The organism is Cohnella nanjingensis (genome assembly GCF_014212125.1).
GTDB lineage: Bacteria > Bacillota > Bacilli > Paenibacillales > Paenibacillaceae > Cohnella > Cohnella nanjingensis.
Window position 1 is genome coordinate 106,990 of sequence record NZ_JACJVP010000039.1, and the last position, 23,639, is coordinate 130,628.

The following is a 23,639-nucleotide window of genomic DNA, read 5'->3' on the forward strand; positions in this document are numbered from 1 at the left end:
AAAAGGAGCTTAAAAAATGACGGCTGAAGCGAATAAAACGGAACCTTCCCGGGTGAGAAACGGCAGGTTGGCGTTTTTCATTCTCTCTTGGGTGTTACTGATTTGCATCATCGTACAAGTATTCCTAGCCGGAATGGCATTGTTCGATAACTCGGAAGCTTGGAAATGGCATCGGACGTTTGTTCATTGGTTTGAGTATATTTCGATTATCCTGTTTATCCTCGGCTGGATCGGGAAGCTTTCCCGGAAGTTGATTTGGGGGAGCCTCGGTTTATTTGTCCTTTTCAATATTCAATATTATACGGCGCATGGCTTTGTAGGCGCGCTTCATCCCGTTCTGGCACTTGCCTTGTTTTGGGGAGCTCTTGCGTTGGCGAGGGGTTCTTATCCGTTTTTGAAGAGAAAATAGATAGAAGCAGGAGGGAACCCGCATGGTACAATCGGGACGCGTAAAAACCGAAGGGGATGAACTCTATTACGAAGTTCGGGGAGAAGGAGATCCGCTCTTAATGATTTCAGGCGGAAATGGAGATGCCGGATTTTATTCATATGTGGCCGATATTCTTGCAGAAGAATACCAGGTGATCACGTACGACCGCCGCGGCAATTCACGCAGCACCAGAAGCGACCCGCAAAATTTTGAAGTGAGCCAACAGGCCAGAGATGCAGTTGCAGTATTACAAGCAGTCGGTCATCCGTCAGCCTATGTATTTGGGAATAGCGGAGGCGCCATTTTCGCGCTGGAGATGGCGGCAAGACATCCTCAAGCAGTCAAAGCGATGGTTATTCACGAACCGCCTGTAGTAAGGGTGCTTCCGGATGCTGAAAAATGGCAGCGATTTTTTGCGGGTATTTATCGGACGTCATTTCGATTCGGCGTTCAAATGGCCAGCTTCAGGTTCAATTTGTCCCTTTCCATCCCGTTCAGCGCTTTTAAGAGCGTTCCAAAAGATTTTCAAAAACGTGTCACGGAAGCGAATAATGAGCGCTTCTTGATCAGGCACGAAATGCTTCCCAGCGTGAATTATATGCCCGATATCGAGAGGATTAAGCAAAGCGGAGTGAAAATGATTGCGGCAGCAGGCAAGATGACGCTGGATAAGCGGAAATACTATGGACGAACAGCGCCCATCTTGGCCGCGAAGCTGGGTTGCGAAATGGTCACTTTTCCAGGTCATCACCTTTCCTTTTTTGATATGCCGCAGGAATGGGCGGCCGTCTTGCGGGATGCCCTTCATCGGATGTCGCGTTAATCTTTCATCTCCATTCGCGAGTGGATTCGCTGAATCCGTCGTGTAACGGGAATGTGCGGAATCGAAAGATCCTCGGCATACAGCCTCCCTCTCCGCCAGGCGGAGAGGGAGGCTGTCGTCGTTGCGGGGATTATCGAACCAGCTGAATAAACGCGCGAGCCGCGCTGGACAGCGGCATATTGCGCATCGTCAAGATCCCTACGCGGGAAGGGGGGAGCGAGACGTCGAGCCGCACCTCGAAGAGGGAGCCCTCCTCCAGCTCCTTGGATACGAACTCCCGGGTCACATAGGAGATGCCGAGTCCTCTCCGCGCGAACTCGATCAGCAGATCCACGCTCCCGACCTCGATCTCCGGCTTGATGGAGTAGCCGTAGCCTTGGAACAGTTCGGTGATCGTCATGCGCGCCCGGCTATTGCGGGAGAACAGGATGATCGGATACTGCAGCAGCTTGTCCAGCGACATGACCCCGCCTTTCAGCTCCGCATAACGGGCTCCCGCCACGAAGCAGTCCTGGAGCTGAAAGCTCTCCGTCACCTGAAGCTGCTGATCGACGATCGGCATGCGCACGACGCCCAGGTCGATCCGGCCTTCTTTGAGGAAGGTGATCACCTCCGGCGTCGTGCCGTGGTTCAGGTGAAGCTTGACGCCCGGATGACGCTCGTGGAACTGCTCCAGGTACGGCAGCACGTAATGCTTGAACAGCGAGTCGCTGCCGCCGATCCGCAGCTCGCCGCTGTCGAGATTTTTGAGCGCCGCCATCTTCTCCTCCGCGAGCGAAAGGAGGATCTGCGACTGCTCGATGTATTCGTATAAGACGGCGCCCTCTTGCGTCAGCTCGACGCCTTTGGAGGTTCGGTAGAACAGGGCGACGCCGAAGCCTTCTTCGAGCTGCTTGATGGCATGGCTCACGCTCGGCTGCGTGAGATACAGCGCTTTGGCCGCTTGCGACAAGCTCCCGGTCTTCGCCGCCCAGTAGAACACCTTGTACCATTCGTAATTAATCGCCATAGATACAGTCTATATCTCCTGTGAAATATATTAATTACTTGTATGGCTGTCATTCGTATTATAGTGGAATTACGCAAAACAAACCAGAGCGGCTCCTACGCTCGAAGGGAAGGTGAAGTTCATGGAGCCGTGCACCTTTATCTTGTTCGGCGCGACCGGCGACTTGGCCAAACGCAAAATCTACCCCGCCCTATACAACCTGTTCGTTCGCGGCATGCTGCCGCGGAACTTCTCCGTCGTCGGCCTCGGTCGAAGGGAGTGGACGGCCGATGTCTACCAAGCCGCCGTCGAACGCTCGCTGTATCAATTTTCGAGGCGGAAGCCCGACGACGCCGAGCAGTTGAATCGATTCTTGCAGTTCTTCGCTTACCGCGTGCTCGACATCGGCCGCGAGGAGGACTATCGCAGCCTGCTCGCGCTGGTGGAAGCGCGCGAGCGGACGCTGGCGCTGCCGCAGAACCGGCTGTACTATCTGTCCGTCGGACCCGAATACTTCGAGACGATCGCAGACCGCATCCGCAGCAGCGGCTTGGGCGCGGCGGACGGGTGGAAGCGTCTCGTCATCGAGAAGCCGTTCGGCCGCGATCTGCATTCGGCCCGCGCGCTGAATCGCAGGCTCGCGGAGTCGTTCGCGGAGGAGGAGATCTTCCGGATCGACCACTACCTCGGCAAGCCGGTCGTGCAGCGTCTCGAATCGCTGCAGCAGGCCAATCCGATCATCCAGGCGCTGTGGACCAACCGCTACATCGCCAATGTGCAGATCACGGCGAGCGAGACGGTCGGGGTCGAGGAGCGGGCGGGATACTACGACCATGTAGGCGCCCTCCGAGACATGTTCCAGAACCATCTGCTGCAGCTGCTGATGATGACGGCGATCCGTCTGCCCTACGACAGCAGCTCCGAGAAGGTCCGTTTCCAGAAAAAGCAGGTCATGGAGGCGCTCGAGCCCGTACACCAAGAAAATGTAGGCGTCCACCTGGTCCGCGCCCAGTACGCGGAAGGCAGCGTCGGCGGACAGCCGGTCGTCGGCTATGCGTCCGAGCCGGGCATTCCGCCGGCGTCCGCGAACGAGACGTTCGTCGCGGCTAGACTGCGCATCGACAACGGCGACTGGCGCGGCATTCCGTTCTATATCCGAACGGGCAAGCGCATGAAGAAGAAGTCTACGCGCATCGTGGTCGAGTTCAGGGAGCCGCTGAAGCAAGCGCGGCCCGAGGACGAGTACGGCGCGCTGCCGAATCTGCTCGTCATCGAGATCGGGCCCGAAGAGAGCATCTCCCTGCGGCTCAATACGAAGGAACCGGGCACGCCCGAGACGTTCAAGCCGATCCGGATCGATCTTCATCTGACGCCGCCTACTTCGCCGGAAGCCTATGAGAATCTGATCGGCGACGCGCTCCGGGGAGATGCCGCGTTCTTCGCGCACTGGGACGAGGTCGAGCTGTCCTGGCAGTGGGTCCAGCCGGTGCTGGACGCATTCGCGAACGATCGGGTCCCGCTCCGAAGCTACGCGGCCGGCACGTATGGACCTGCCGAATCCGACGCGCTGCTCGCGGAGGACGGCTATCGCTGGTGGTTCGACGACGACGAGCCGCCATCATCCCAATCAGAGTCAACGGAAGGAGATCACTATGCCCGCCACGCACACCCTTGAGCAGCGCGCGATCGATACGATCCGCACGCTGTCGATCGACGCTATCAACGCCGCCAATTCCGGTCATCCCGGGCTCCCGATGGGGGCGGCTCCCATGGCTTACGCCCTATGGGCCGGCCATCTGAAGCACAATTCCGCGCATGCCAAGTGGTTCAATCGCGACCGGTTCGTCCTGTCCGCAGGTCACGGGTCCGCGTTGCTGTACAGCCTGCTTCATCTGTTCGGCTACGACGTGAAGATCGAGGACCTGAAGCAGTTCCGCAAGCTGAACAGCCGCACGCCCGGGCATCCCGAATACGGGCACACGGACGGGGTGGACGCCACCACGGGTCCGCTCGGTCAAGGGATCGCCAATGCGGTAGGGATGGCGATGGCCGAAGCGCATCTCGCCGCGAAGTTCAACCGCGAGAACTATCCGGTCGTCGATCATCATACGTATGCGCTCGTCGGAGACGGATGCCTGATGGAAGGCATCTCCTACGAGGCCATGTCGATGGCGGGCCACATGAAGCTGGGCAAGCTCATCGTGCTGTACGATTCGAATGACATCTCGCTGGACGGGGCGCTTAACCTTAGCTTCGGCGAGCAGGTGCGCCTGCGCGCGGAATCCGCGAACTGGCACTATCTGCGCGTCGAAGACGGCAACGACCTGGCGGCCATCTCGGCGGCGATCGCGGCCGCCAAGCAGAACGCGGAGCAGCCGACGCTCATCGAGATCCGCACGATCATCGGCTACGGCAGCAAGGCGGCCGGCACGAACAAGGTGCACGGCAATCCGCTCGGCCTGGAGGAAGCGAAGGCGACCAAGCAGGTATACGGGTGGGAATACGAGGAAGACTTTACCGTACCGGATGAAGTTCGCGCGCACTTCGAACAGCTGGCCCGGCAAGGTGCCGCGGCTGAAGAGGCATGGAACGGGCTGCTCGCGTCCTATGCCGATCGGCATCCGGCGCTCGGAGAGGAGCTCGCCCGCGCCATCGCAGGCGACGTGTCGATCGATGCGGCCGACATCCTGACGTTCGACGCGGCCAAGTCGATCTCGACCCGCGTCGCGAGCGGCGAGGCGATCAACCATTACTTGAAGCGCGTTCCCTCGCTCTTCGGAGGCAGCGCGGATCTGTCGCACTCGACGATGACGGATATGAAGGGAGAGCCCGTATTCGCCGTCGAGTCCTATGCCGGCCGCAACGTCTACTTCGGCGTCCGCGAGCATGCGATGGGCGCGGCGGGCAACGGCATGGCGCTGCATGGCGGCGTTCACGCGTTCGTCAGCACCTTCTTCGTGTTCAGCGACTATCTGCGTCCGTCCATCCGGTTGGCCGCGCTCCAGAAGCTGCCCGTCATCTATGTCTTCACGCACGATTCGATCGCCGTCGGGGAAGACGGGCCGACGCATGAGCCCGTCGAGCATCTGGCCGCGCTGCGCACGATCCCGGGGCTGACGGTCATCCGGCCGTCCGACGCCAACGAGACCGCGAGCGCCTGGGCTTATGCGCTCTCGCAAAAGGAGGGGCCGGTCGCGCTCATCCTGAGCCGGCAGAACCTGCCGGTCTACGAGGAGACGCGCGCGAACCGCAAGCAGGTAGCCAAGGGCGCCTATGTGCTAACGGAGACCGATGCGCAGCCGGACGTCATCCTGATCGCAACGGGCTCGGAGGTGTCTCTGGCCGTGAGCGCGAAGGCAGAGCTGGAGAAGGATGACGTCTCCGTGCGCATCGTAGCGATGCCGAGCCGGGAGCTGTTCGATCGCCAGCCCGAAGCTTACAAGCAAAGCGTGCTGCCCGATGCCGCCGCGAAGCGGGTCGCCATCGAAGCCGGCATCTCCCTCGGCTGGGAACGCTATGTCGGGCCGGGCGGCAAGGTGCTGTCCATCGATACGTTCGGCGCCTCGGGCGCGGGCGGCGCGGTTATGGAGCACTTCGGCTTCACTGCCGCCAATGTCGTCCGCATCGCCAAGGAATTGTTGAAGTAACCCACAATCGACCCTACCTATAGGAGGTTATGAACATGAAATTCTTTATCGATACCGCCAACCTGGCCGACATCCAAAAAGCGTACCAAGTCGGCGTCCTGTCCGGCGTGACGACGAATCCTTCCCTCGTAGCCAAAGAAGGCGTCAAATTCGAGGACCGCATCGAAGAGATCCTGAAGGAAGTGCCCGACGTCGAGTCGGTATCCGCCGAAGTGACGCCCGACGCGGTCACGGCGCAGGAGATGATCGCGCAGGCCGATGAGCTGATCAAGATCAACAACAACGACAAAAAGATAACGATCAAGCTTCCCATGACGCTCGCTGGCTTGGAGGCATGCCGCTATCTGACCAAGAAAGGCGTCAAGACGAACGTCACCCTCGTCTTCACGGTCAACCAAGCGCTCCTCGCCGCCCGAGCCGGCGCAACCTACGTATCCCCGTTCCTCGGCCGCCTGGACGATATCTCGGAGGACGGCGTCCTGCTGGTGGCGAAGATCGCGGAGCTGTTCCGCGTGCACAGCCTGGAGACGCAGATCATCGCCGCTTCGGTCCGCCATCCGGATCATGTGACCCGCGTCGCGATGGCCGGCGCGCATATCGCCACCGTTCCGTTCGCCGTCATCGAGCAGCTCGCCAAGCATCCGCTCACGGAGCAGGGGCTGGAAAAGTTCGCCGCCGATTGGAAAAAGACCGTATCCTAAAAGGGTACTTCCGGATGCTTCGGCAGCTATGCGTCGCGGACACCAACCCAAACCGCCTGCTTCCTACGGGAACAGGCGGTTTTCGTCTTTCTTGCCGGTTTCAAAATCGAATGAAATGGATCCGACCGGTTGATAGCGGAGCCCTCTTTGTATAAACCGCTTGCTTTCATCGGAGGTATAGTCAGTGCAGCGTCGTTTATTATACTTGCTTATGCCATCGGTGATTTCAACAAGGAGATCGGAAAAGTCATTGTCATGGATATCATTGCTCTCGGTTGTCTGCTGCCGGCGATCGTTTTGCGTCTGTACTCGAACCGCTAATGCCAATCGAGCGAAGTCGAAGCGGGAAAGATCCGTTCGGCAAAGTCAAGCGACCGCAGAAAAGTAAATCGAACGGGATCATGCTTCAAGCAAGCCGTCGAGAAAGAAATGGACGAGATGGACGATGAGCAAATGACATTCAATTGATCAACCGATTGTTGTTCCGAATAGAAGCGACCATCGAATGGCGATGGTCGCTTCGGCTTTAACGTTAGGACTGCTCGCGAATCCAGACGAGCATCTCGCCGGGCTCCCGATTGCCCCAGAGCGAATAGGGTACGGCAAGGAGCCGTTGGGGCGCCGGTTCGGGCGGCTCGGTGCGGTAGAGGGCTGCTGCTTCGGATGGCGCCTCCGAGTAAGCGAGCCGCACGCCTTCCGTCTCCAGCAGGACGACGCCGGCCAGCCGGCCTTCGCCTGCGACCGGACGCAGCTCCGCTTCGGCGCGCAGCGCAAGCGAAACCAGCGGGGCGCCGTTATCCGTCTCCTCGAGACAATAGACGAGCGGACCGCGCTGTAGGGCGACACGGCCGGCATTCGCCCGCACGTTGGGGTGCGCATAGATCCGCCGCGGCTGCATGTCCAGCGCCAACGTCAGCACATCGCCCGCGCGCCAGTCCCGGCTCACGTAGGCGTAGCCGTCCCGGATCTCGGGCGCTAACGGCACGCCGTTCAACGCAAAGGAGGTCCGCTTGGACCAGGACGGAACTCGCACCGCCAGCGCGAATGCGCCGCTGCCCGACGCTTCGGTCAGGGTGAGGGAGACGGCGCCTTCCCAAGGGAGATCGCTTGCCGTTCGCAGCGCGACCTGCCTGCCGGCCAGGGTCAGCTTGGCTTCGCCGCTGACGAACAAGTGCGTATAAAGGGTTTGCTCGTCCGCTGCGAACACGTATTGACCGAGCGAGGAGAGGAGCCGCGCGACGTTCGGCGGACAGCAGGCGCAGCCGTACCATTTCTGGCGCACGGCCTTCACATGATGCTTGCCGGGATTGCCGGCGCTGGCCGCCGGCCACACCTCCATCGGATTCACGTAGAAGTAGTGCTTGCCGTCGGCAGCCATGCCCGCCGTGACCGTATTGTACAGCGCCCGCTCCAGGATATCTCCGTACTCTCCCTTGGGCTCGGCTTGCAGCATGCGCCGGGCGAAAAAGATCAGGCCGATCGAAGCGCAGGTCTCCGAATAATTCGTGTCGTTCGGCAAGTCGTAATCGAAGGTGAACGCCTCGCCGTGATGCGTCGATCCGATGCTGCCGTTGATGTACAATTGCTTGTCCGCGACGTTGCGCCACAGTCGCTTGCACGCGGCCAATAACGAAGCGTCCCCCTTGTGCAGGGCCAGGTCGGCCATGGCCGTATACATATAAACTGCCCGCACGGCGTGACCCGTCGCGACCTCCTGCTCGCGCACCGGCTTGTGGGCCTGGAGGTAATCCAGCGCGGGAGGTCTGGTCTGAACGACGCCCGGCGTCCAATGCGTGGTCCGGCCGCGCGCCTCCCATTCCTGATGGAAGAAATGAGGCTCCCGGCCGCGCTCGTCGATGAAGAAAGCGGCCAGCTTCAAATACTTGTGTTCGCCGGTAGCTTCATACAGCTTGACTAGCGCCAGCTCGATCTCTTGGTGGCCGTCATAGCCCCGGATCCGGTCGGGCCCGTCGCCGAAGACGGAATCGATATGATCGGCCAGCCGGCAAGCGACGTCCAGCAGATTCTTTTTGCCGGTCCCGTCGTAGTAGGCGACGGCGGCTTCGATCAGATGGCCCGCCGTATACAGCTCGTGGCAGTCCGTCAGATTCGTCCAGCGCCTGCCCGGTTCGGCAACGGTGAAGTAGGTGTTGAGATAGCCGTCCGGCTGTTGGGCGGAAGCGATGAGCGCGATCGCTTCGTCGGCGATGCGTTCCAGATCGGCGTCGGGCGCGGCGCTTAACGAGAAGCCGACCGCTTCGAGCCATTTGTACAAATCCGTGTCTTGGAACACAAAGCCCTCGAACGCGCCGGGTTCCGCTCCCGCCGCGATGCGAAAGTTGCGAATGGCATGACTTGGCTCCGCATCGGGAATCCGATCGTTCAGCGCTTCCCATTGATACGGGATAACGGTATGGCGAACCAGGTTGAGATAAGGGGTCCAGTATCGATCTTCGATCGAGACAGACCCGAGGTCCAGGGGACGGGGATAAGCCGCCGTTTGGTTGTCAGACATTCCGGTCACGCTCCATTCGGGACGAAGTCGGCGGCGGAGCAGACAGATCTCCGCGCCGGCGGGCGAGCGGCCGCGCATCTCTATGATAGGATAAGATCACCCTCCTTGTCGGTAGGAGATGATGTATAATAGGTGTCAAAAACTGACCATGCTATCCATCTTGCGGATAAAGGAGGAGAAGGACGCTTTGCTGCCCCTGTATTTGCATCAGCCGTATCGTCTTCAAATGGGAGGCCACTTTCTGTCGGACGAGACGTGGTCGCATATGGACCGTACGATCACGGACTATGAGCTCATCATCGGCGTGGCCGGGGTCGTCTTTCTGGAAGCGGACGGACGGATGTACGAGGTGCAAGCGGGCGACATTCTCCTGCTGATGCCGGGGGAGCGGCATCGGGGCTACCGATTGTCGTCGCCGGGCGTATCGTTCTACTGGTTCCACTTTCTGATCCCGGACCCGCCCACGGGCGATCCGGCGGGGCGAATCCCCCGGTACGCGCGCTGTCCGAATCCGAGCCGGGCGCATATTCTCGCCCGTCAGCTGCTCCACGCCGCGAACGGGGGATATCGCATTCCCGAAGCCGGCGATTACTTTCTGACCTGTCTGCTCATCGAGCTTGCCGATCAGCTGCAGGAATCGGGCGGACGGCCCGCGCTTCCTTCGCAGCTTCACGAGCTGCTCGCCTGGATCCGGCTTCATGCGTTGGAGCGGCAGATCTCGGTGGAGCGGATTGCCCGCCACATGGGCTACAACAAGGATTATTTGTCCCGGATGTTCAAACGCCGGTTCGGATCCGGTCTGCTGGACTATATCCACAGCCTCAAGCTGGAGGCGGCGAAGGAGATGCTGGCCGGCGGCAACCTTGGCATCAAGGAGATCGCCGACAGAGTCGGCTTCGGCGACGACAAGCAGTTCGCCAAATGGTTCAAGAGGCTGGCCGGCGTGACGCCTACCGCCTATCGTCAAGCATTCGGGCATACGCGTCTGAACAACACTTGAAGGAAAGTCCGGTCCGATGGCGAGGCGGGATTGCGAGTCCTTACCCGGTCTCCTCCGCTAAGCTTGATCCCGTTGCCGACGCAGGATTGGCGGGAGCAGACGGCGTCTCTCCGATCGGGCGCACGTGCCGGAGCCGCGTCGCGACGAGGAAGATGATGCTCAGCATGACCGCGCCGCAGACTGCCGCAACGGCATGCATCCCGACGGTAAAAGCTTCGCGGGCGCCGCTCAGCAATGCCGTGCCGAGCTGGTCGGGCAGGCCTTCCGCTACGGCTATGGCACCGGGCAAGCTATCGCGGGAAGCATGCGCCGCGGCGGTCGGCAAGCCGGAAGGGATGGCGTTCGCGACTTGGCCGCGGTAGATAACCGTTCCTACGCTGCCCAAGACCGCAATGCCCAGCGCGAAGGCGAATTCGCCGCTGGTCTGCAGCATGGAGGCTGCGGATCCCGCTTTCTCGGGCGGGGCCGCGCCGATGACCAGGACGTTGGACAAGCTTGGCAGCGGCGCAGCGCCTAGGTTGAAGAGAATATACCCGATCACGAGAATCGCGAGTCCGGAAGCGACCCCTGCCTGGGCCAGCAGCAGACAGCCAGCCGCCGAGACCAAGAGTCCTGCCCCGATCAATCGTGCCGGACGGATCCGCCTCGCGATGAGCGGCGAGAAGAACATCCCGACCATCGAGCCTATCACGCCGGGGATCATATACAATCCCGACTCCAACGGAGACATCCCTCGGACGAATTGAAGGTACTGCGCGACGAAGAGCATCGTAGCGCCGGTTAGCGTCGTCCCGAACATGCCCCCCAGCGCGGCGCTAAAGCCGGGAATCGATAGCATGCGCAGGTCTAGCAGAGGGCTTGTCAGCCTGCGCTGCCGCGATACGAATAGGGCGCCCAGGGCGAGGCCCGCCGCTATGCACAGCAAGGGCGCGATCTCCAAACCTTGCTTGGCGATCTGTTTGAGGCCGTAGATGAGGGGCAGGATCGCGCCCAATGATAACAGGACGCTGGCCGGGTCCAGACGTCCGGATTCGGCATGACGGAACTCGGGCAGCAGCAGCGGCCCGGCGATTAACAGCATCAACATGACCGGCACGCCCAGCAGGAATATCGATCCCCACCAGAAATGCGCCAACAGGATGCCTCCGACTACCGGTCCGAGCACCATGCCGCCCATGGAACACACGAGCCAGATGCCGATCGCGAGGGAACGCTGCTTGGGCTCGCGGAACATATTGCCGATCAACGCCAGCGAAGAGGGCGAAAGCGTCGCTCCCGCGATCCCGAGGACGGCGCGCGCCGCGATCAGCATCTCGGGGCTGCGGGAAAATGCGGCCGCTATCGAAGCCGCGACGAAAGCCGCCCCTCCGATCAACAGCAGCTTGCGGCGGCCGATCCGGTCTCCCAGCGTACCCATGGTGATCAAGAAGCCGGAGAGCATGAACCCGTAGATGTCGATCATCCACAACTGCTCCGCGCTGTCGGCGCCGAGGTCCGCGCCGATATGCGGCAGCGCCAGGATCATGACGGAGAGGTCGATGGAGACGAGTAGCGCGGGCAGGGCCAGCACCGCAAGTCCGATCCATTCTCGCAGGCCGGCCAGCATCGTGTCCCTGTTCATGGCGTCCTCCATTCGGGCCATCCGGAAGATTTCCCTTCAAGCTTAAAAGTCGAGCGTCTTGCGAAGCGTTCGTGCATGATGGTCCTTCCTCCCTAAGTTCATTATTCGGAAGCCGGCCGTTTGGTCCCGATGGCTTCCTTTATCGCGCGACATTTTTTACCGGTATCCTCACTGTAAACCATGACGTCGCGTAAGCCTCAAGCCCCTCGCCACGATTGTTTGGCAGTTTGTTGGCAGTCCATTTTCAGCTCGTCCCGAGACTTGGCAACGGGATTCCTTATCAACGGGTATTGCGGTTTTTGCATTACGAACAGTGTTCTTTACGAACAGTGTTCGTTGTGATATAAATAAGTCATGCAATCATCCTAATTGATAATGCGAGGTGCGGATCATGATAAACGCAACAGCAAAAAACATGGGGCAACAGCGGATCGCGATTATCGGGGCGGGCCCCGGCGGGCTTACGCTGGCTTTGATTCTGCAGCGGCACGGCATTCAGGCCATCGTATATGAACGCGAATCGTCCGATACGAACCGGGAGCGGGGCGGTTCATTGGACATTCATGAAGATTCCGGACAACAGGCGCTGAAGGAGGCGGGCTTGTACGAGCAATTCCAGGCGGTCGCGCGGTACGAAGGAGAAGACTTCCGCTTATTCGATAAGACCGGCCGGCTCTATATGGACGAGGTAGCCGATCCTGACGTGCCGGGGACTCGTCCGGAGATCGACCGCGGCACGCTCTGCGATCTGCTGCTGGATGCCCTCGACCCGGATTGCCTGCGCTACGGACACAAGCTTACCCAAGCGGTTCCGCTCGCAGACGGCCGGCACGAGCTGCGCTTTGAGAACGGGCATACCGACGTCGTCGATCTGGTCATCGGGGCGGACGGTGCCTTTTCCCGCATACGTCCGCTGCTCACCGATGCGGAAGCCGAATACAGCGGTATCAGCATGATTGAGCTGAACGTGGATCGCGTCGCCGCCGCGCACCCGGATCTCGCGCAGCTGAACGGCCGCGGCAAGATGTTCGCGCTCGGAGATCATCAGGGCATTCTCGGCCAGTTGAACGGGGACGGCCGTATCAAGGTATACTTGAGCTTCGAATCCGAGCGGGATTGGCTGGACAAGTGCGGGATTCCGTTCGATCGGCCGGAGGAAGCCAAACGGCGGCTGCTGGATCGATTCGCCGATTGGGACGACGACCTTCGGAATTATATCCGGTATGCCGAAGACGTTCTGCTGCCAAGACGCATCTACATGCTGCCCGTCGGCTTGAAGTGGTCCTCCGAACCGGGCGTCACGCTGATTGGGGATGCCGCGCACCTGATGTCTCCTTTTGCCGGAGAAGGCGTGAACCTGGCGATGCGCGACGCCGCCGAACTGGCGCTGTCCCTCGTTCGGCACGACGAGATCGGCGATGGCGTCCGCGCCTACGAAGAGAAAATGTATGCCTATTCGTCCGAATCGGCCGAGATATCGGCCGCGAATCTGAAGCTGATCTTCGGCGGCGATGCCGCTGCCCGGTTGAAAGAGCTGATGGAGCAATATCGGGGGCAGGAGCAGGAGCAGGAGCAGGAGCAGTCCAGCTCTGTGTAATCCGTCCGGCTGAGCATTTACTAATTCATCTGGACATGCTATAAGGAAAGTATGAATAATCCAACCCGAACTCCCGTCAGCCGCCGTTCGCGTCCTGCCAAGGACCCGCTAAGCCAAGAGGTCATCGTGAAGACCGCCTTCGACCTATTGGAGCGCGAGGGCTCGTCCGGACTCAGCATGCGCAAGATCGCGAAAGCCTTGGACACGGGTCCTTCTTCGTTGTACGTCTATGTCAAAAATCTGGAGGAGCTCAGCACCTATGTGCTGGACTATGGGCTCGGCAAGCTTGTATTGCCGCCAGCTGCGGACGGATCCTGGCAGTCGAATCTGTTCGATGCGCTGAACGCCTACCTCACGGTGCTCTACGAATCTCCAGGACTTGCCGAGCTCGCGCTCACGACGATTCCGATCGGGCCTCACTCGTTGGCGCTCATGGAATATATCCTCGCACGGCTGGACGAAGGGGGCGCAAGTTCCATATCGGCGGCGTGGGGAGTCGACCTGCTGCTTCTCTATACGGCTTCCGTGGCCTTCGAGCAAACTTCCCGCGATCGGATGGGAACCACGCTGCAAACGATCACCGAGACTTTCCGTTCGCTCGATCCCCTCCGTTATCCGATGATCGCCGCGCTCAAGGACGTGATGTTCTCCGGAGACGAGACGGGCGACCTTCAACGGTTCCGGTGGGGGCTCGAGGCCATCTTGCGGGGGGTTCTGCAGACGGGCGACAAGGCGCCCGGACGGGACGTGAATGCTTGAACGAACGTGCGAAGGGACTGTCTCAGAAGGCCGATGGGGCCTGGGGGACAGTCCCTTGGTGCATTTTAGCGAGCGTCACGACCAAATACGGGTATTCGCCGCTCCAGCCAGCCGACCGCTATGTAGGTAAATGAATTCCGCACATTCGCCGCTCCAACTCGCCGACTGTCAATGTAGGTAAATGAATTCCGCACATTCGCCGCTCCAGCTCGCCGACTGCCAATGTAGGTAAATGAATTCCGCACATTCGCCGCTCCAACTCGCCGACAGCCCATGTAGGCAGTTTACATATGCCGCAGTAAGGCTAAAGGGACTGTCCTTAGGTCAGTTTATGACCTTTATATACAGCCCCTTGAATCGTTTCCCCGCCAAAAGCCCACTATATCTGCAGCAGTTGAGCGAGGAGTAGGCGAAGTAGGCGCAAGAAAGCAAGGTGCGGCAGCGGGAAGCTGATCCGCTTTTTTTCTGCGCCGCAAAGCGGTTGTCAGTTAACCGGTTAACAATTTCAACATCTATTTTTCGTTAAAAATGCTATTGTAATCGCTTTATTAATCGCATATAATCGATCCATAGGTTAAGCGTTTAAGTGGCAAATTAGCCGATTCCAACCGAACAGGTGATGAAAATGAAACGCGTAACGATTCGGGATGTATCGGAACGGGCGGGCGTATCGACGGCGGCGGTGTCGTACGTGCTGAACGGCAGGGAGGGCAAGGTGTCTCCCGACACGATCAAGAAAGTGCAGCAGGCGATCAAGGAATTGAACTATATCCCGGACTTCTCGGCGCGGAGCCTGGCGAACAACAAGTCGAAGCTGATCGGCGTCGTCATTCCCCAGACGGAGGATCAGTCGCAGCTGCTGCTGCAGAACCCGTTCTACAGCGAGTTCGTCTGCGGCATCGAGGCGAAGCTCCGGCAAGCGGGGTATCATATGATCCTGTCGGGGGTGGACAAAGGCGACGGCTATCTCGACACCTCGATGCAGCGCAATCTGGACGGCGCCATCATCCTGGGCATTTATCAAGAGAGCTTCTACGAAGAGTTGAAGAAGGTTGAGCTGCCCATCGTTCTGATCGACAGCTACATTCATGACCGTTCGTTCAACGTGATCGGGATCGACGACGAAGAGGGCGGCTATCTGGCGACCCGCCACTTGATCGAGAACGGACATACGGGCATCGCGCTGGTCACCGGGATGATCCGCAAGGACGGCGTCATCGAGAAGCGGTTCCTCGGCTACAAGAGGGCGTTGAAGGAAGCGGGCTTGTTCTACAACGCGGATCACGTGTTCGAGAGCTCCGTCACGTTCGAGTACGGCGAAGAGGCCGGCGGGCTCATCGCGCGGCAATTCCCGGATATCACCGCCGTCTTCGCCACCAGCGACATGGTCGCGCTCGGCGTCATGCGCGGATTGAACGAGGCCGGCCGGTCGGTGCCGGGCGACGTCTCGGTCATCGGCTTCGACGATCTCTCTATCGCCCGGATGAGCAACCCGCCGCTGACGACGGTCAACCAGCGCATCGCCGAGCGGGGATCGATGGCCGCGCAGTGCCTGCTCGAGGCGATCGACGGCACGGCGGAGGCATCGCCTGCGCCGATCCTGACCCCGTTATCCCTCGTCGTTCGCGGGACGGTACGTTCGCTGCGCTAGCCGGTCCTGCCGGCCTTCCACCCCACAGAGAAAGGAACATGACAATGGTAGGACAACGGAAGTGGAACCGCCGGGCGGCGGCCGCGGTCTTCCTGCTCCCCGCCGTGCTCGGGCTGCTGGCTTTCCAGCTCGTGCCGATGATCTCGTCGGTGGTCATCAGCTTCACGGACTGGGATCTGCTGAGCAGCTGGACGAAGCTTCACTTCATCGGCTGGGACAATTACGTCAACGTCTTCAAGGACGAGAAGTCGTATACGTCGATCCGGAACGTCTTCGTCTTCCTGATCGGCTACATGCCGCTTGTCGCGATCCTGGGCACGCTGCTGGCCGTGCTGCTGAACCGGAACATGCGCGGGGTCAAAGCATACCGCGCCGCCGTGTTCGTGCCGGTCATCACCTCCTGGGTCGCGGTCTCGATCGTGTGGCGGTGGATTCTGAACGGACAGAGCGGACTGGTCAATTATTTGTTGTCGCTGGTCGGCATCCAAGGTCCGGTATGGCTGCAGGATCCGACTTGGGCGATGGTCTCGGTGATCGCGGTGACGATCTGGAAGGATATCGGCTTCGTCTCGATCATCCTGCTGGCCGGATTGCAGGACATCTCGGAGGATTACTACGAAGCGGCTTCCCTCGACGGCGCTTCGGCTTGGCGGAGGCTGTGGAACATCACGATCCCGCTCCTGTCGCCTTCCCTGTTCTTCGTCGTCACGATCTCGCTGATCAACTCGTTCCAGCTGTTCGACCAAGTGCTGATCATGACGAACGGCGGCCCGGCGGGCGCCACCAGCACGGTCGTCGAGCAGGTGTACAAGAATGCGTTCCAATACAACAAGATGGGCTTCGCGGCCGCGCAATCCTGGGTGCTGTTCGTGATCATCCTGGCGGTCACGACGGTGCTGCAACGGCTGCAACGGAGGTGGGTCGTCTATGAGAGATAAAGGCCTTCGGCTGCGCAACGGCTTGTCGCACGCCGTGCTGATCCTGGTGTCCGTCATCCTCGCGTTCCCGTTCGTCTGGATGCTGTCCGGCGCGTTCAAGGATAACCTGGAAGTGGTGAAGATGCCGCCGCAGCTGCTCCCGTCCCATTGGAACTTCGACAACTTCGCCGAGATCGCCAAGTACTTTCCGCTCTCCCGCTTCTTGCTGAACAGCGTCGGCGTCGCCGTGGCGACCACGATTCTGCAGCTCTTCGTCTGCACGATGGCGGCATACGTCTTCGCCAAGATTCCGTTCAGAGGGCGTCAAGGCATCTTCCTCCTGTTCCTGACGACGATGATGATTCCGACCCAGGTAACGCTGACGCCGCTGTTTATCCTTTTTCAGAAGACGCACCTGATCGATACGTACGCGGCTCTGATCCTGCCAGGCATTTTCAGCGCCTACGGGACTTTCCTGATGCGACAGCAGATCATGACGATTCCGGACGACCTGCTCGAAGCCGCGTTCATGGACGGCGCCTCCTACTTCCGGATTTTTCGCAGCGTGGTGCTCCCCCTCGTCAAGCCGACGCTCGCCGCGCTGACGATCTTCGCCTTCATGAGCTCGTGGAACAGCTTCCTCTGGCCGCTGATCGTGACGAACAGCAAAGAGCTGATGACGATGCCGCTCGGGCTCAGCAAGCTGCAAGGGCGATGGGCGACCCAGTGGAACATCCTGATGGCCGGCAACGTGATCAGCTTCGTCCCGATCTTCGTCGTCTACTTGTTCGCCCAACGGTATTTCATTAAAGGCATGACGATGAGCGGAATCAAGTAAGCGGATTCGGAAATTCCGCTAGGAGGTGGTTCGGCCGGAAGAGTCCGTTCGAAGGGGCAAGGGGCAGGGTCTTACCGTAACGAAGCAAGATCGCAGATTCAATCTCGGAAGGAGAGGGTTTCGGATGTGGAGAAAAAGCGGGGCCATCCTATTGCTCACGACGATGGCTATCCTGAGCGCATGCGGCTCGAACAAAGACGGCAGCGCAGGCAGCGCTGCGCCATCGGACACGTCGTCCGCCTCGAAGGCGGCATCGCCGGAAGCGACGAAGGCGGCGAAAGATCCGGTCACGATCAAGATGATGCAGTATACAGCGAACGGCGGCCAGGAAGAGACGCTGAAGGCGATGATCAAAGCGTTCGAGGACGCGAATCCGGACGTCAAGGTGGACTACGAGATCGTCGACTACGCGAACTACTTCACGAAGCTGAACACGCTGGTGTCGACCGACAGCGCGCCGGACGTCTTCGAGGTCGGCTACGAGAACTTCCTGACGTACGCCTCCAAAGACCTGCTGCTGGATCTGACGCCTACCATCGCGGCGGATACGTCGTTCAAGCCGGACGTGTTCAAGAAGCTCGCCTACGATGCTTTCAATTATAACGGCAAGCAGATGGGCGTGACCGAGAGCTTCTCCGACGTCGTGCTGTTCTACAACAAGGATCTGTTCGACGCCAAGCAAGTCGGCTACCCGGACGCCTCCTGGACGTGGAAGGAAGAGCTCGACGCCGCGCAGAAGCTGACGGAAGCGAAGAAAGGCGTATGGGGCACGTACGCGCCGATTCAGTTCTACGAGTTCTACAAGACGATCGCGCAGAACGGCGGGGGCGTATGGGACGCGAACGGCAAACCGACGCTAAACAGCCCGGCCAACGTAGAAGCGCTTCAGTGGATGATCGACAAGGCGAGCAAGTACAAGGTGTCTCCGGCGCTGAACGACGACACGTTCAACCAGCCGGACGCCGACCTGAACGCGTTCAAGTCCGGCCAGATCGCGATGCTGCGCGCCGGGATCTGGAACTTCGGCAGCTTCAAGGATCTCCCGTTCAAATGGGATATCGCGCTGGAGCCGGGGAACAAGACGAAGGCGCATCATTTCTTCGCGGACGGACTCGTCGCCTCGAAAAATTCGAAGCACGCGGAAGCCGCCTGGAAATTCATCAAGTTCATGAGCAGCGATCCCGCCGCCGTGGGCAAGCGGATCGAAGCGGGCTGGAGCGTCCCGGCCGTGTCGGATGAATCCGTCATGGACGCGTACTTCAAGATCGCCCCGCCGGAGTCGAAGAAGGTCGTGATCGAGGCGCTCGATTCGCTCGTGCTGCCGCCGGTCGGACCGAAGCCGGAGAAGTGGAGCGAGCTGACAGGCGCCGTAGGGGAAGAGCTGGACAAAGCGAAGCTCGGACGGGAGACCGCGCAGGCCGCGTTGGACAATGCCCAGAAGAAAGTCGAAGCGCTGCTCGGCAAATAACGCGTCTTCGGAATCGTTTATCCAGCTCATAAAAAGCGGCCGCCGCCGTCCGTGGCTTGGAGAGGCGAACGGGATGGCGCGGCGGCACCGGGCGATGGGATCGTTGTATTCGCGTACAACGATCCCATCCCTCTTATTATATAACGGCGAATAAACGCCGCAATGCCCATGCGAAGGAGAGAGACAGATGCCTTACCGCGGAGATGAGCTTGCAGGGACGCGGCGAGTTGCCCTGCCGATGAACCATGACCATTCCGGGTCGAACGAATCGATCTGCGTCATTTATAGAAGAGAGCAAGGTATTGGCGAAACGATCGAAGCGTTCGGAGACGCCGAGCAAGCGCTGCTTCGTCCTTGGATAGCGGGACGAAGCCATGAAGGAGGGAAAGCGGCGTGAACGGACGCGAAGGCGTTTTGTCCCCCTACGCGGCGTGGATCGTCGCGGAGAATGGCGAAGCCGGCCTGAACGGAGACCGGCTCCGCTGGGCCGAATCCGCATGGCTCGCCTACGCGCTGGCCCAAGCAGGCGAAGCTGAGCAAGCCGCGCCGATCCTGGCGCGGATGGAGCGGGCGCTTGCGGCCGCGCTCCTCGGCGGTTCGGATACGGACGGCGACGAAGGAGCGGGGATGGAGTCGGGGACGGAGTTTGAGGCGGAGGAAGAGGCAAAGGCAAAGGTAGAGGCTGAGGTTGATGAAGAGCCGTCCGCTGCCGCCGCTTATTGGCTGTGGGCGTACGGCGTCAGCCGCAGCGCCGGATACGCAGGGCCTGCCGCCTCGGAGCGGCTGCTGGCGGCCGCCGTCTCCGAAGTCGGCGCCGGCTTCGCCAAGCCGCGGGCGCACTGGCTCGCCGAGGCGGGCGGTCCGACGGACGAAGCCGTCTGGTTCGCCAACCTGGCGATCGCCTATGGCGGCCTCCTGGCCGTCCAGCCGCATGCGTCCGGCGAGGGCGAAGCGATCCAGCGCTGGCTGAAGGCGATCCGGGAGCTCGTGTTCGCGAAGTTCATCAAGGACGAGAAGATCGTCAGCCGTCTCGGGTCGTCGCGGATCGACGGGGATATCGTGCTGGCGGCGGTCCCGTTCGGGCTGCTCGGCATCGAGGATCGCATCCTGATCGAAGCGTTGGATGTCTTGGAGCGGGAGCTGGCTTCGAGCCAGGGCGTCCGACTGAGCGAATCCGACACGTACTACGGCGGCTGCGAACGGCCGGACTTGACCGCGCTGCTCGCTTGGTACTATGCCGAGAAGGGCGATCTCGCCCGGGCGAAGGGCTTGCTAGCCGGGCTCGACCGGCAGCAGGAAGCGAGCGGCGGCCGGCTCGGCGCCGTGGACGAGGCGACCGCGCGCGAGCCGCTGTACGCGGCGCATTGGCGGGAGCGCGGCCAGCCGCCGGCCAGCCCGTTCGCGTCGCTGCTGGATGCGATCGCCCGCGGGACGCTGGCCTTCAAGCAGCGCGGCGGAGCAGCCGGCGGCGGCGTCCGCTTCCTGCACGAGCCGACCGGGACGGAGGATCCTTATTTGTTCTACGTGAACGAGCGGCAGCCCCGCCATCCGCTCGCGGACGAGCTCGTGCGCGTCCGGGCGGTGACGCAGCCGTTCCGCCCGGAGCAGCGAACGTACGCGCAGTATCGCGCGGAGGGCGGCGCGTGGCAGACCGTTCCGATGCGCATAGGCCGTTCGCCGGAGGGAGAGTCGTATTGGGAAGCGGCGCTCGGCCGGTTCGCCTTGGGCGAGCGGGTCGAATACCGATTCGGGATCGAGGGAGAGGAGAGCGCGTCCGGGACGTATGCGTTCCGCCCGCGCCAGTGGCTGCCGCTCGGCGAACTGGCCGGCTGGGCACGGCTGCCGCAAGGCGTGCGGCTGTCGTTCCGTCCCATCCCGGACGCGACGGACGGCGTCGACCTCGTGTTCGACGCCTCGGCTTACGATCGGGCGTTGCGCCTATCGGTAGAAGCGGGTCAGCGCAGCACGCGGCAGCACGAAGGGTTGTCTGACAACGGCGTACAATCGTATGACGGGCTGTCGGACAACAGCACGCCGTCTCTCGAAGGGTTGTCGGATCGCGGCGTGAAATCCGCCACGCGGTTCGGCGACTGGGAGCTGCGCCTGTCGCGATCCCGCGAGGGTGCGCTGGATTACGAGGTAGCCTGGCGAGGCGACGCGCTGCTTCGCAGCTACGGCAAGCACGGCCAAGCGGCGGCGGAGCTGCTGTACGACGGCGCGGGCGTCCGGGGCATTCGCTGCAACTTCGGGCTCGATGACGCCGATCGCCTGTACGGCATGGGAGAGCGCTACGCCCGATTCGAATACCGGGGCGTCACCGTGGACAATTACGTCTACAACGAATACCGGAGCCAAGGGATGCGCACGTACATCCCGGTTCCGTTCGTCTTGCATTCCCGAGGCTACGGCCTCTACGCGAACACGCCGATGTATTCGGCGTTCGACTTCGGCGACACGCTCGCCGACCGGATGCAGATCCGGGTCGACGTGACGGCGTCCAGCCCGTCGCTCGAGCTGATCTTGATGCCGGGCGAGCCGCTGGACGCGGTCCGCACCTACACGGACGTGACGGGCAAGCCGGCGCTGCCGCCGAAGTGGGCGTTCGGTCCCTGGATGTCCAGCAACAACTGGGACAGCCAGGCCGAAGCGCTGAAGCAGGCGGAGATGACGAAGCGGCATGAGATTCCCGCCACGGTGTTCGTGCTCGAGCAATGGAGCGACGAGGCGACGTTCTATATTTTCAACGACGCGAAGTACGAGCCGACGGACGGGAAGACGGCGCTCCGCTACGAAGACTACGAATTCCCGGCTTGGGGACGCTGGCCGGATCCGCGGGAGATGGTCCGGTCGCTGCACGCGGACGGCCTAAAGGTGCTCCTATGGCAGATCCCGATCGTGAAGCATATGTACGGCGTCGCGCACGTGCAGAAAGACGCGGACGAAGCCGCGATGCTGGCCGCCGGCTATCAGGTGCGCGAAGCGGACGGCTCGCCGTATCGAATCCCGTACAACTGGTTCAAGGACAGTCTCGTCCTCGACTTCACGAACGAAGAAGCGAACGGGTGGTGGTTCGACAAGCGGCGTTACCTGACGGGCGAGATCGGGATCGACGGCTTCAAGACCGACGGCGGGGAATGCGTCTTCGGGCCGGATCTGAGGTTCACGGACGGCAGCACCGGCGCCGAGATGCGCAATCTGTACCCGAACCGCTACATCGGCAGCTACTACGCGTTCGTGCAAGAGGAGACGCGGGCGAGGGGCGGCGGCATCACCTTCAGCCGCGCAGGCTATGCCGGGGCGCAGAACCATCCGCTGCATTGGGCCGGCGACGAGCGGTCGACCTATGACGCCTTCCGGTCCTCCTTGCATGCGGGCCTGAGCAGCGGGCTGTCGGGCATCCCGTTCTGGGGCTGGGATCTGTCGGGCTTCCACGGCGACATTCCGACCGCCGAACTGTTCGTCCGCTCGGCGCAGATGGCCGCCTTCTGTCCGGTCATGCAGTATCATGCGGAGACGAAGGGGGAGTTCAACCAGGATCGGACCCCATGGAACATCGCCGAGCGGACCGGCCGCCCGGAGGTGATCGGACTGTACAAGAAGTACGCCGATCTGCGCATGAATCTGCTGCCGTATATCTACGCGGAGGCGATCTGCTCCGCCCGCGAAGGCGTGCCGATGATGCGCCCGATGTTCGCCGCGTTCCCGCAGGATCCGAGCTGCCGGACGCATTACGGCCAGTACATGTTCGGCGCGAGCCTGCTCGTCGCTCCGGTCATCGAGGAAGGACATTTCTCCAAGGAAGTCTACTTCCCGGAAGGCCGCTGGCTGCCGCTCCTCGCGGACGGCGGCGAGATCGAAGGCGGATGCCGGGCGACGGTCCGGGCAGACCTGGCGGATATCCCGGTCTACCTCCGGGAGAACGCGGTCGTCCCGATGAATCTGAACGCCTCGCTGGCGCTCGGGGGCTCCGTCGGCAATCGCGTCGACGGTTATGATCGGCTCGTCTTCTGCCTGTACGCGACCTCGGAGACGGCGTATACGTTCGAGGACGACCTCGGCTCGGCTATCCGCTTGTCGGCGCGCAAGACGGACGCGCGCATCGATCTCACGCTCCGTTCGGACCGTTCGGAGCAGCCGGTCGTATGGCTGCGCGGAGCCGGGGAAGCGGACGCGATCGCCGACGAAGCGGGCGCCTACCGGTCCGTCGCATCGCCGGAAGCCTTGGAGGAGGGAGCCTATCTGCTCCGGAACGGAGAGACGTGGCTGATGCCGCGCCGATCCGCGGGGACGGTCTCCGTCCGCGTCTCCGAGGGGACGCTGGGGTAAGCAAGATTCTTGCGGCACATATTAGAGCGCTTCTTCGCGCGGATGCTCGCTCCTTCTCGGCATGCGGGCCAAGCGCGAAGAGGTGCTTTTTTTTTATGAAAATGGGTCTTGGCCATTATCGCTTTCAGGGCTTACACACCTAATAATCGTAGGGAATATTCGTCTTCGGTTGGGCAAAGGTCGCCCGGACTTCATGGGCTGGGACCTGTCCGGTAGTGCTTGATGGTGGTGCTTGTCGGTGGTGCTCGCCGTGGTGCTCGCCGTGGTGCTTGCTGGTGGTGCTTGCCGGGGGTGCTCGCTGGGGGTGCTTGATGGTGGCGCCTGTCGGTGGTGCTCGCCGTGGTGCTGGCTGTTGGTG

General features: G+C 61.1%; 18 protein-coding genes. 15 read left to right on the top strand and 3 right to left on the bottom strand.

Annotated elements, in window-relative coordinates:
- The first annotated feature begins 16 nt into the window (after positions 1–16).
- Both H7C19_RS22725 and H7C19_RS22730 read left to right on the top strand, forming a co-directional pair.
- Entirely contained in the window at positions 17–409 is a 393-nt protein-coding gene (locus H7C19_RS22725) for a DUF6220 domain-containing protein (RefSeq protein ID WP_185671357.1), read from the top strand.
- 22 nt (positions 410–431) lie between these two features.
- Complete coding sequence (locus tag H7C19_RS22730) at positions 432–1,253, top strand: alpha/beta hydrolase (protein WP_185671358.1); 822 nt, start codon at positions 432–434, stop codon at positions 1,251–1,253.
- Between the two features lie 130 nt (positions 1,254–1,383).
- On the opposite strand, the gene H7C19_RS22735 is transcribed toward H7C19_RS22730, so the two are convergent.
- Positions 1,384–2,262 (bottom strand): LysR family transcriptional regulator, encoded by an 879-nt coding sequence (locus H7C19_RS22735; RefSeq protein ID WP_185671359.1) that lies wholly within the window; start codon positions 2,260–2,262, stop codon positions 1,384–1,386.
- A 121-nt stretch (positions 2,263–2,383) separates the two neighbouring features.
- Between H7C19_RS22735 and zwf the strand changes: the two genes are divergently transcribed.
- The 4 genes from zwf to H7C19_RS34410 all read left to right on the top strand — a co-directional run bounded on the left by zwf (position 2,384) and on the right by H7C19_RS34410 (position 6,910).
- On the top strand, positions 2,384–3,916 hold the full coding sequence (zwf, locus tag H7C19_RS22740) for a glucose-6-phosphate dehydrogenase (protein ID WP_185671360.1): 1,533 nt from the start codon (positions 2,384–2,386) through the stop codon (positions 3,914–3,916).
- Positions 3,894–5,888 carry a transketolase gene (tkt, locus tag H7C19_RS22745; protein WP_185671361.1) on the top strand — a complete coding sequence of 665 codons (1,995 nt, stop codon included), beginning with the start codon at positions 3,894–3,896 and terminating at the stop codon, positions 5,886–5,888. The genes zwf and tkt overlap by 23 nt, the downstream gene beginning before the upstream one ends.
- 35 nt (positions 5,889–5,923) lie before the next feature.
- Entirely contained in the window at positions 5,924–6,589 is a 666-nt protein-coding gene (gene fsa, locus H7C19_RS22750; RefSeq protein WP_185671362.1) for a fructose-6-phosphate aldolase, read from the top strand.
- A 147-nt stretch (positions 6,590–6,736) separates the two neighbouring features.
- Positions 6,737–6,910, top strand: a complete 174-nt coding sequence (locus tag H7C19_RS34410) for a hypothetical protein (RefSeq protein WP_221469414.1) — start codon at positions 6,737–6,739, stop codon at positions 6,908–6,910.
- Between the two features lie 211 nt (positions 6,911–7,121).
- Here H7C19_RS34410 and H7C19_RS22755 read toward each other — a convergent pair whose 3' ends face one another.
- Positions 7,122–9,104 (bottom strand): glycoside hydrolase family 127 protein, encoded by a 1,983-nt coding sequence (locus H7C19_RS22755; protein WP_185671363.1) that lies wholly within the window; start codon positions 9,102–9,104, stop codon positions 7,122–7,124.
- A 148-nt stretch (positions 9,105–9,252) separates the two neighbouring features.
- Here H7C19_RS22755 and H7C19_RS22760 point away from each other — a divergent pair, with 148 nt between their 5' ends.
- Positions 9,253–10,104 carry a helix-turn-helix domain-containing protein gene (locus H7C19_RS22760; protein WP_185671364.1) on the top strand — a complete coding sequence of 284 codons (852 nt, stop codon included), beginning with the start codon at positions 9,253–9,255 and terminating at the stop codon, positions 10,102–10,104.
- A gap of 40 nt (positions 10,105–10,144) precedes the next feature.
- On the opposite strand, the gene H7C19_RS22765 is transcribed toward H7C19_RS22760, so the two are convergent.
- Positions 10,145–11,746: an MFS transporter gene (locus tag H7C19_RS22765; protein ID WP_221469415.1), complete on the bottom strand. Its 1,602-nt coding sequence runs from the start codon at positions 11,744–11,746 to the stop codon at positions 10,145–10,147.
- Between the two features lie 370 nt (positions 11,747–12,116).
- Here H7C19_RS22765 and H7C19_RS22770 point away from each other — a divergent pair, with 370 nt between their 5' ends.
- From H7C19_RS22770 to H7C19_RS34940, 8 genes are all read left to right on the top strand, one after another.
- Positions 12,117–13,322 (top strand): FAD-dependent oxidoreductase, encoded by a 1,206-nt coding sequence (locus H7C19_RS22770; RefSeq protein ID WP_185671366.1) that lies wholly within the window; start codon positions 12,117–12,119, stop codon positions 13,320–13,322.
- A 51-nt stretch (positions 13,323–13,373) separates the two neighbouring features.
- Positions 13,374–14,081, top strand: a complete 708-nt coding sequence (locus H7C19_RS22775) for a TetR/AcrR family transcriptional regulator (protein ID WP_185671367.1) — start codon at positions 13,374–13,376, stop codon at positions 14,079–14,081.
- 625 nt (positions 14,082–14,706) lie between these two features.
- On the top strand, positions 14,707–15,732 hold the full coding sequence (locus H7C19_RS22780) for a LacI family DNA-binding transcriptional regulator (protein ID WP_185671368.1): 1,026 nt from the start codon (positions 14,707–14,709) through the stop codon (positions 15,730–15,732).
- Positions 15,733–15,770: 38 nt separating this feature from the next.
- A complete protein-coding gene (locus H7C19_RS22785; protein ID WP_246469683.1) occupies positions 15,771–16,670 on the top strand; it encodes a carbohydrate ABC transporter permease in 900 nt (299 codons plus the stop codon).
- On the top strand, positions 16,660–17,487 hold the full coding sequence (locus tag H7C19_RS22790; protein ID WP_185671369.1) for a carbohydrate ABC transporter permease: 828 nt from the start codon (positions 16,660–16,662) through the stop codon (positions 17,485–17,487). Before H7C19_RS22785 ends, H7C19_RS22790 begins: the two co-directional genes overlap by 11 nt.
- Positions 17,488–17,611: 124 nt before the next feature.
- On the top strand, positions 17,612–18,955 hold the full coding sequence (locus H7C19_RS22795; RefSeq protein ID WP_185671370.1) for an ABC transporter substrate-binding protein: 1,344 nt from the start codon (positions 17,612–17,614) through the stop codon (positions 18,953–18,955).
- A 187-nt stretch (positions 18,956–19,142) separates the two neighbouring features.
- The gene (locus H7C19_RS22800) at positions 19,143–19,352 is read left to right on the top strand and encodes a hypothetical protein (RefSeq protein ID WP_185671371.1); all 210 of its coding nucleotides are present in this window, start codon (positions 19,143–19,145) and stop codon (positions 19,350–19,352) included.
- A complete protein-coding gene (locus H7C19_RS34940; protein WP_185671372.1) occupies positions 19,349–23,281 on the top strand; it encodes a glycoside hydrolase family 31 protein in 3,933 nt (1,310 codons plus the stop codon). Before H7C19_RS22800 ends, H7C19_RS34940 begins: the two co-directional genes overlap by 4 nt.
- The last annotated feature ends 358 nt before the right edge of the window (positions 23,282–23,639 follow it).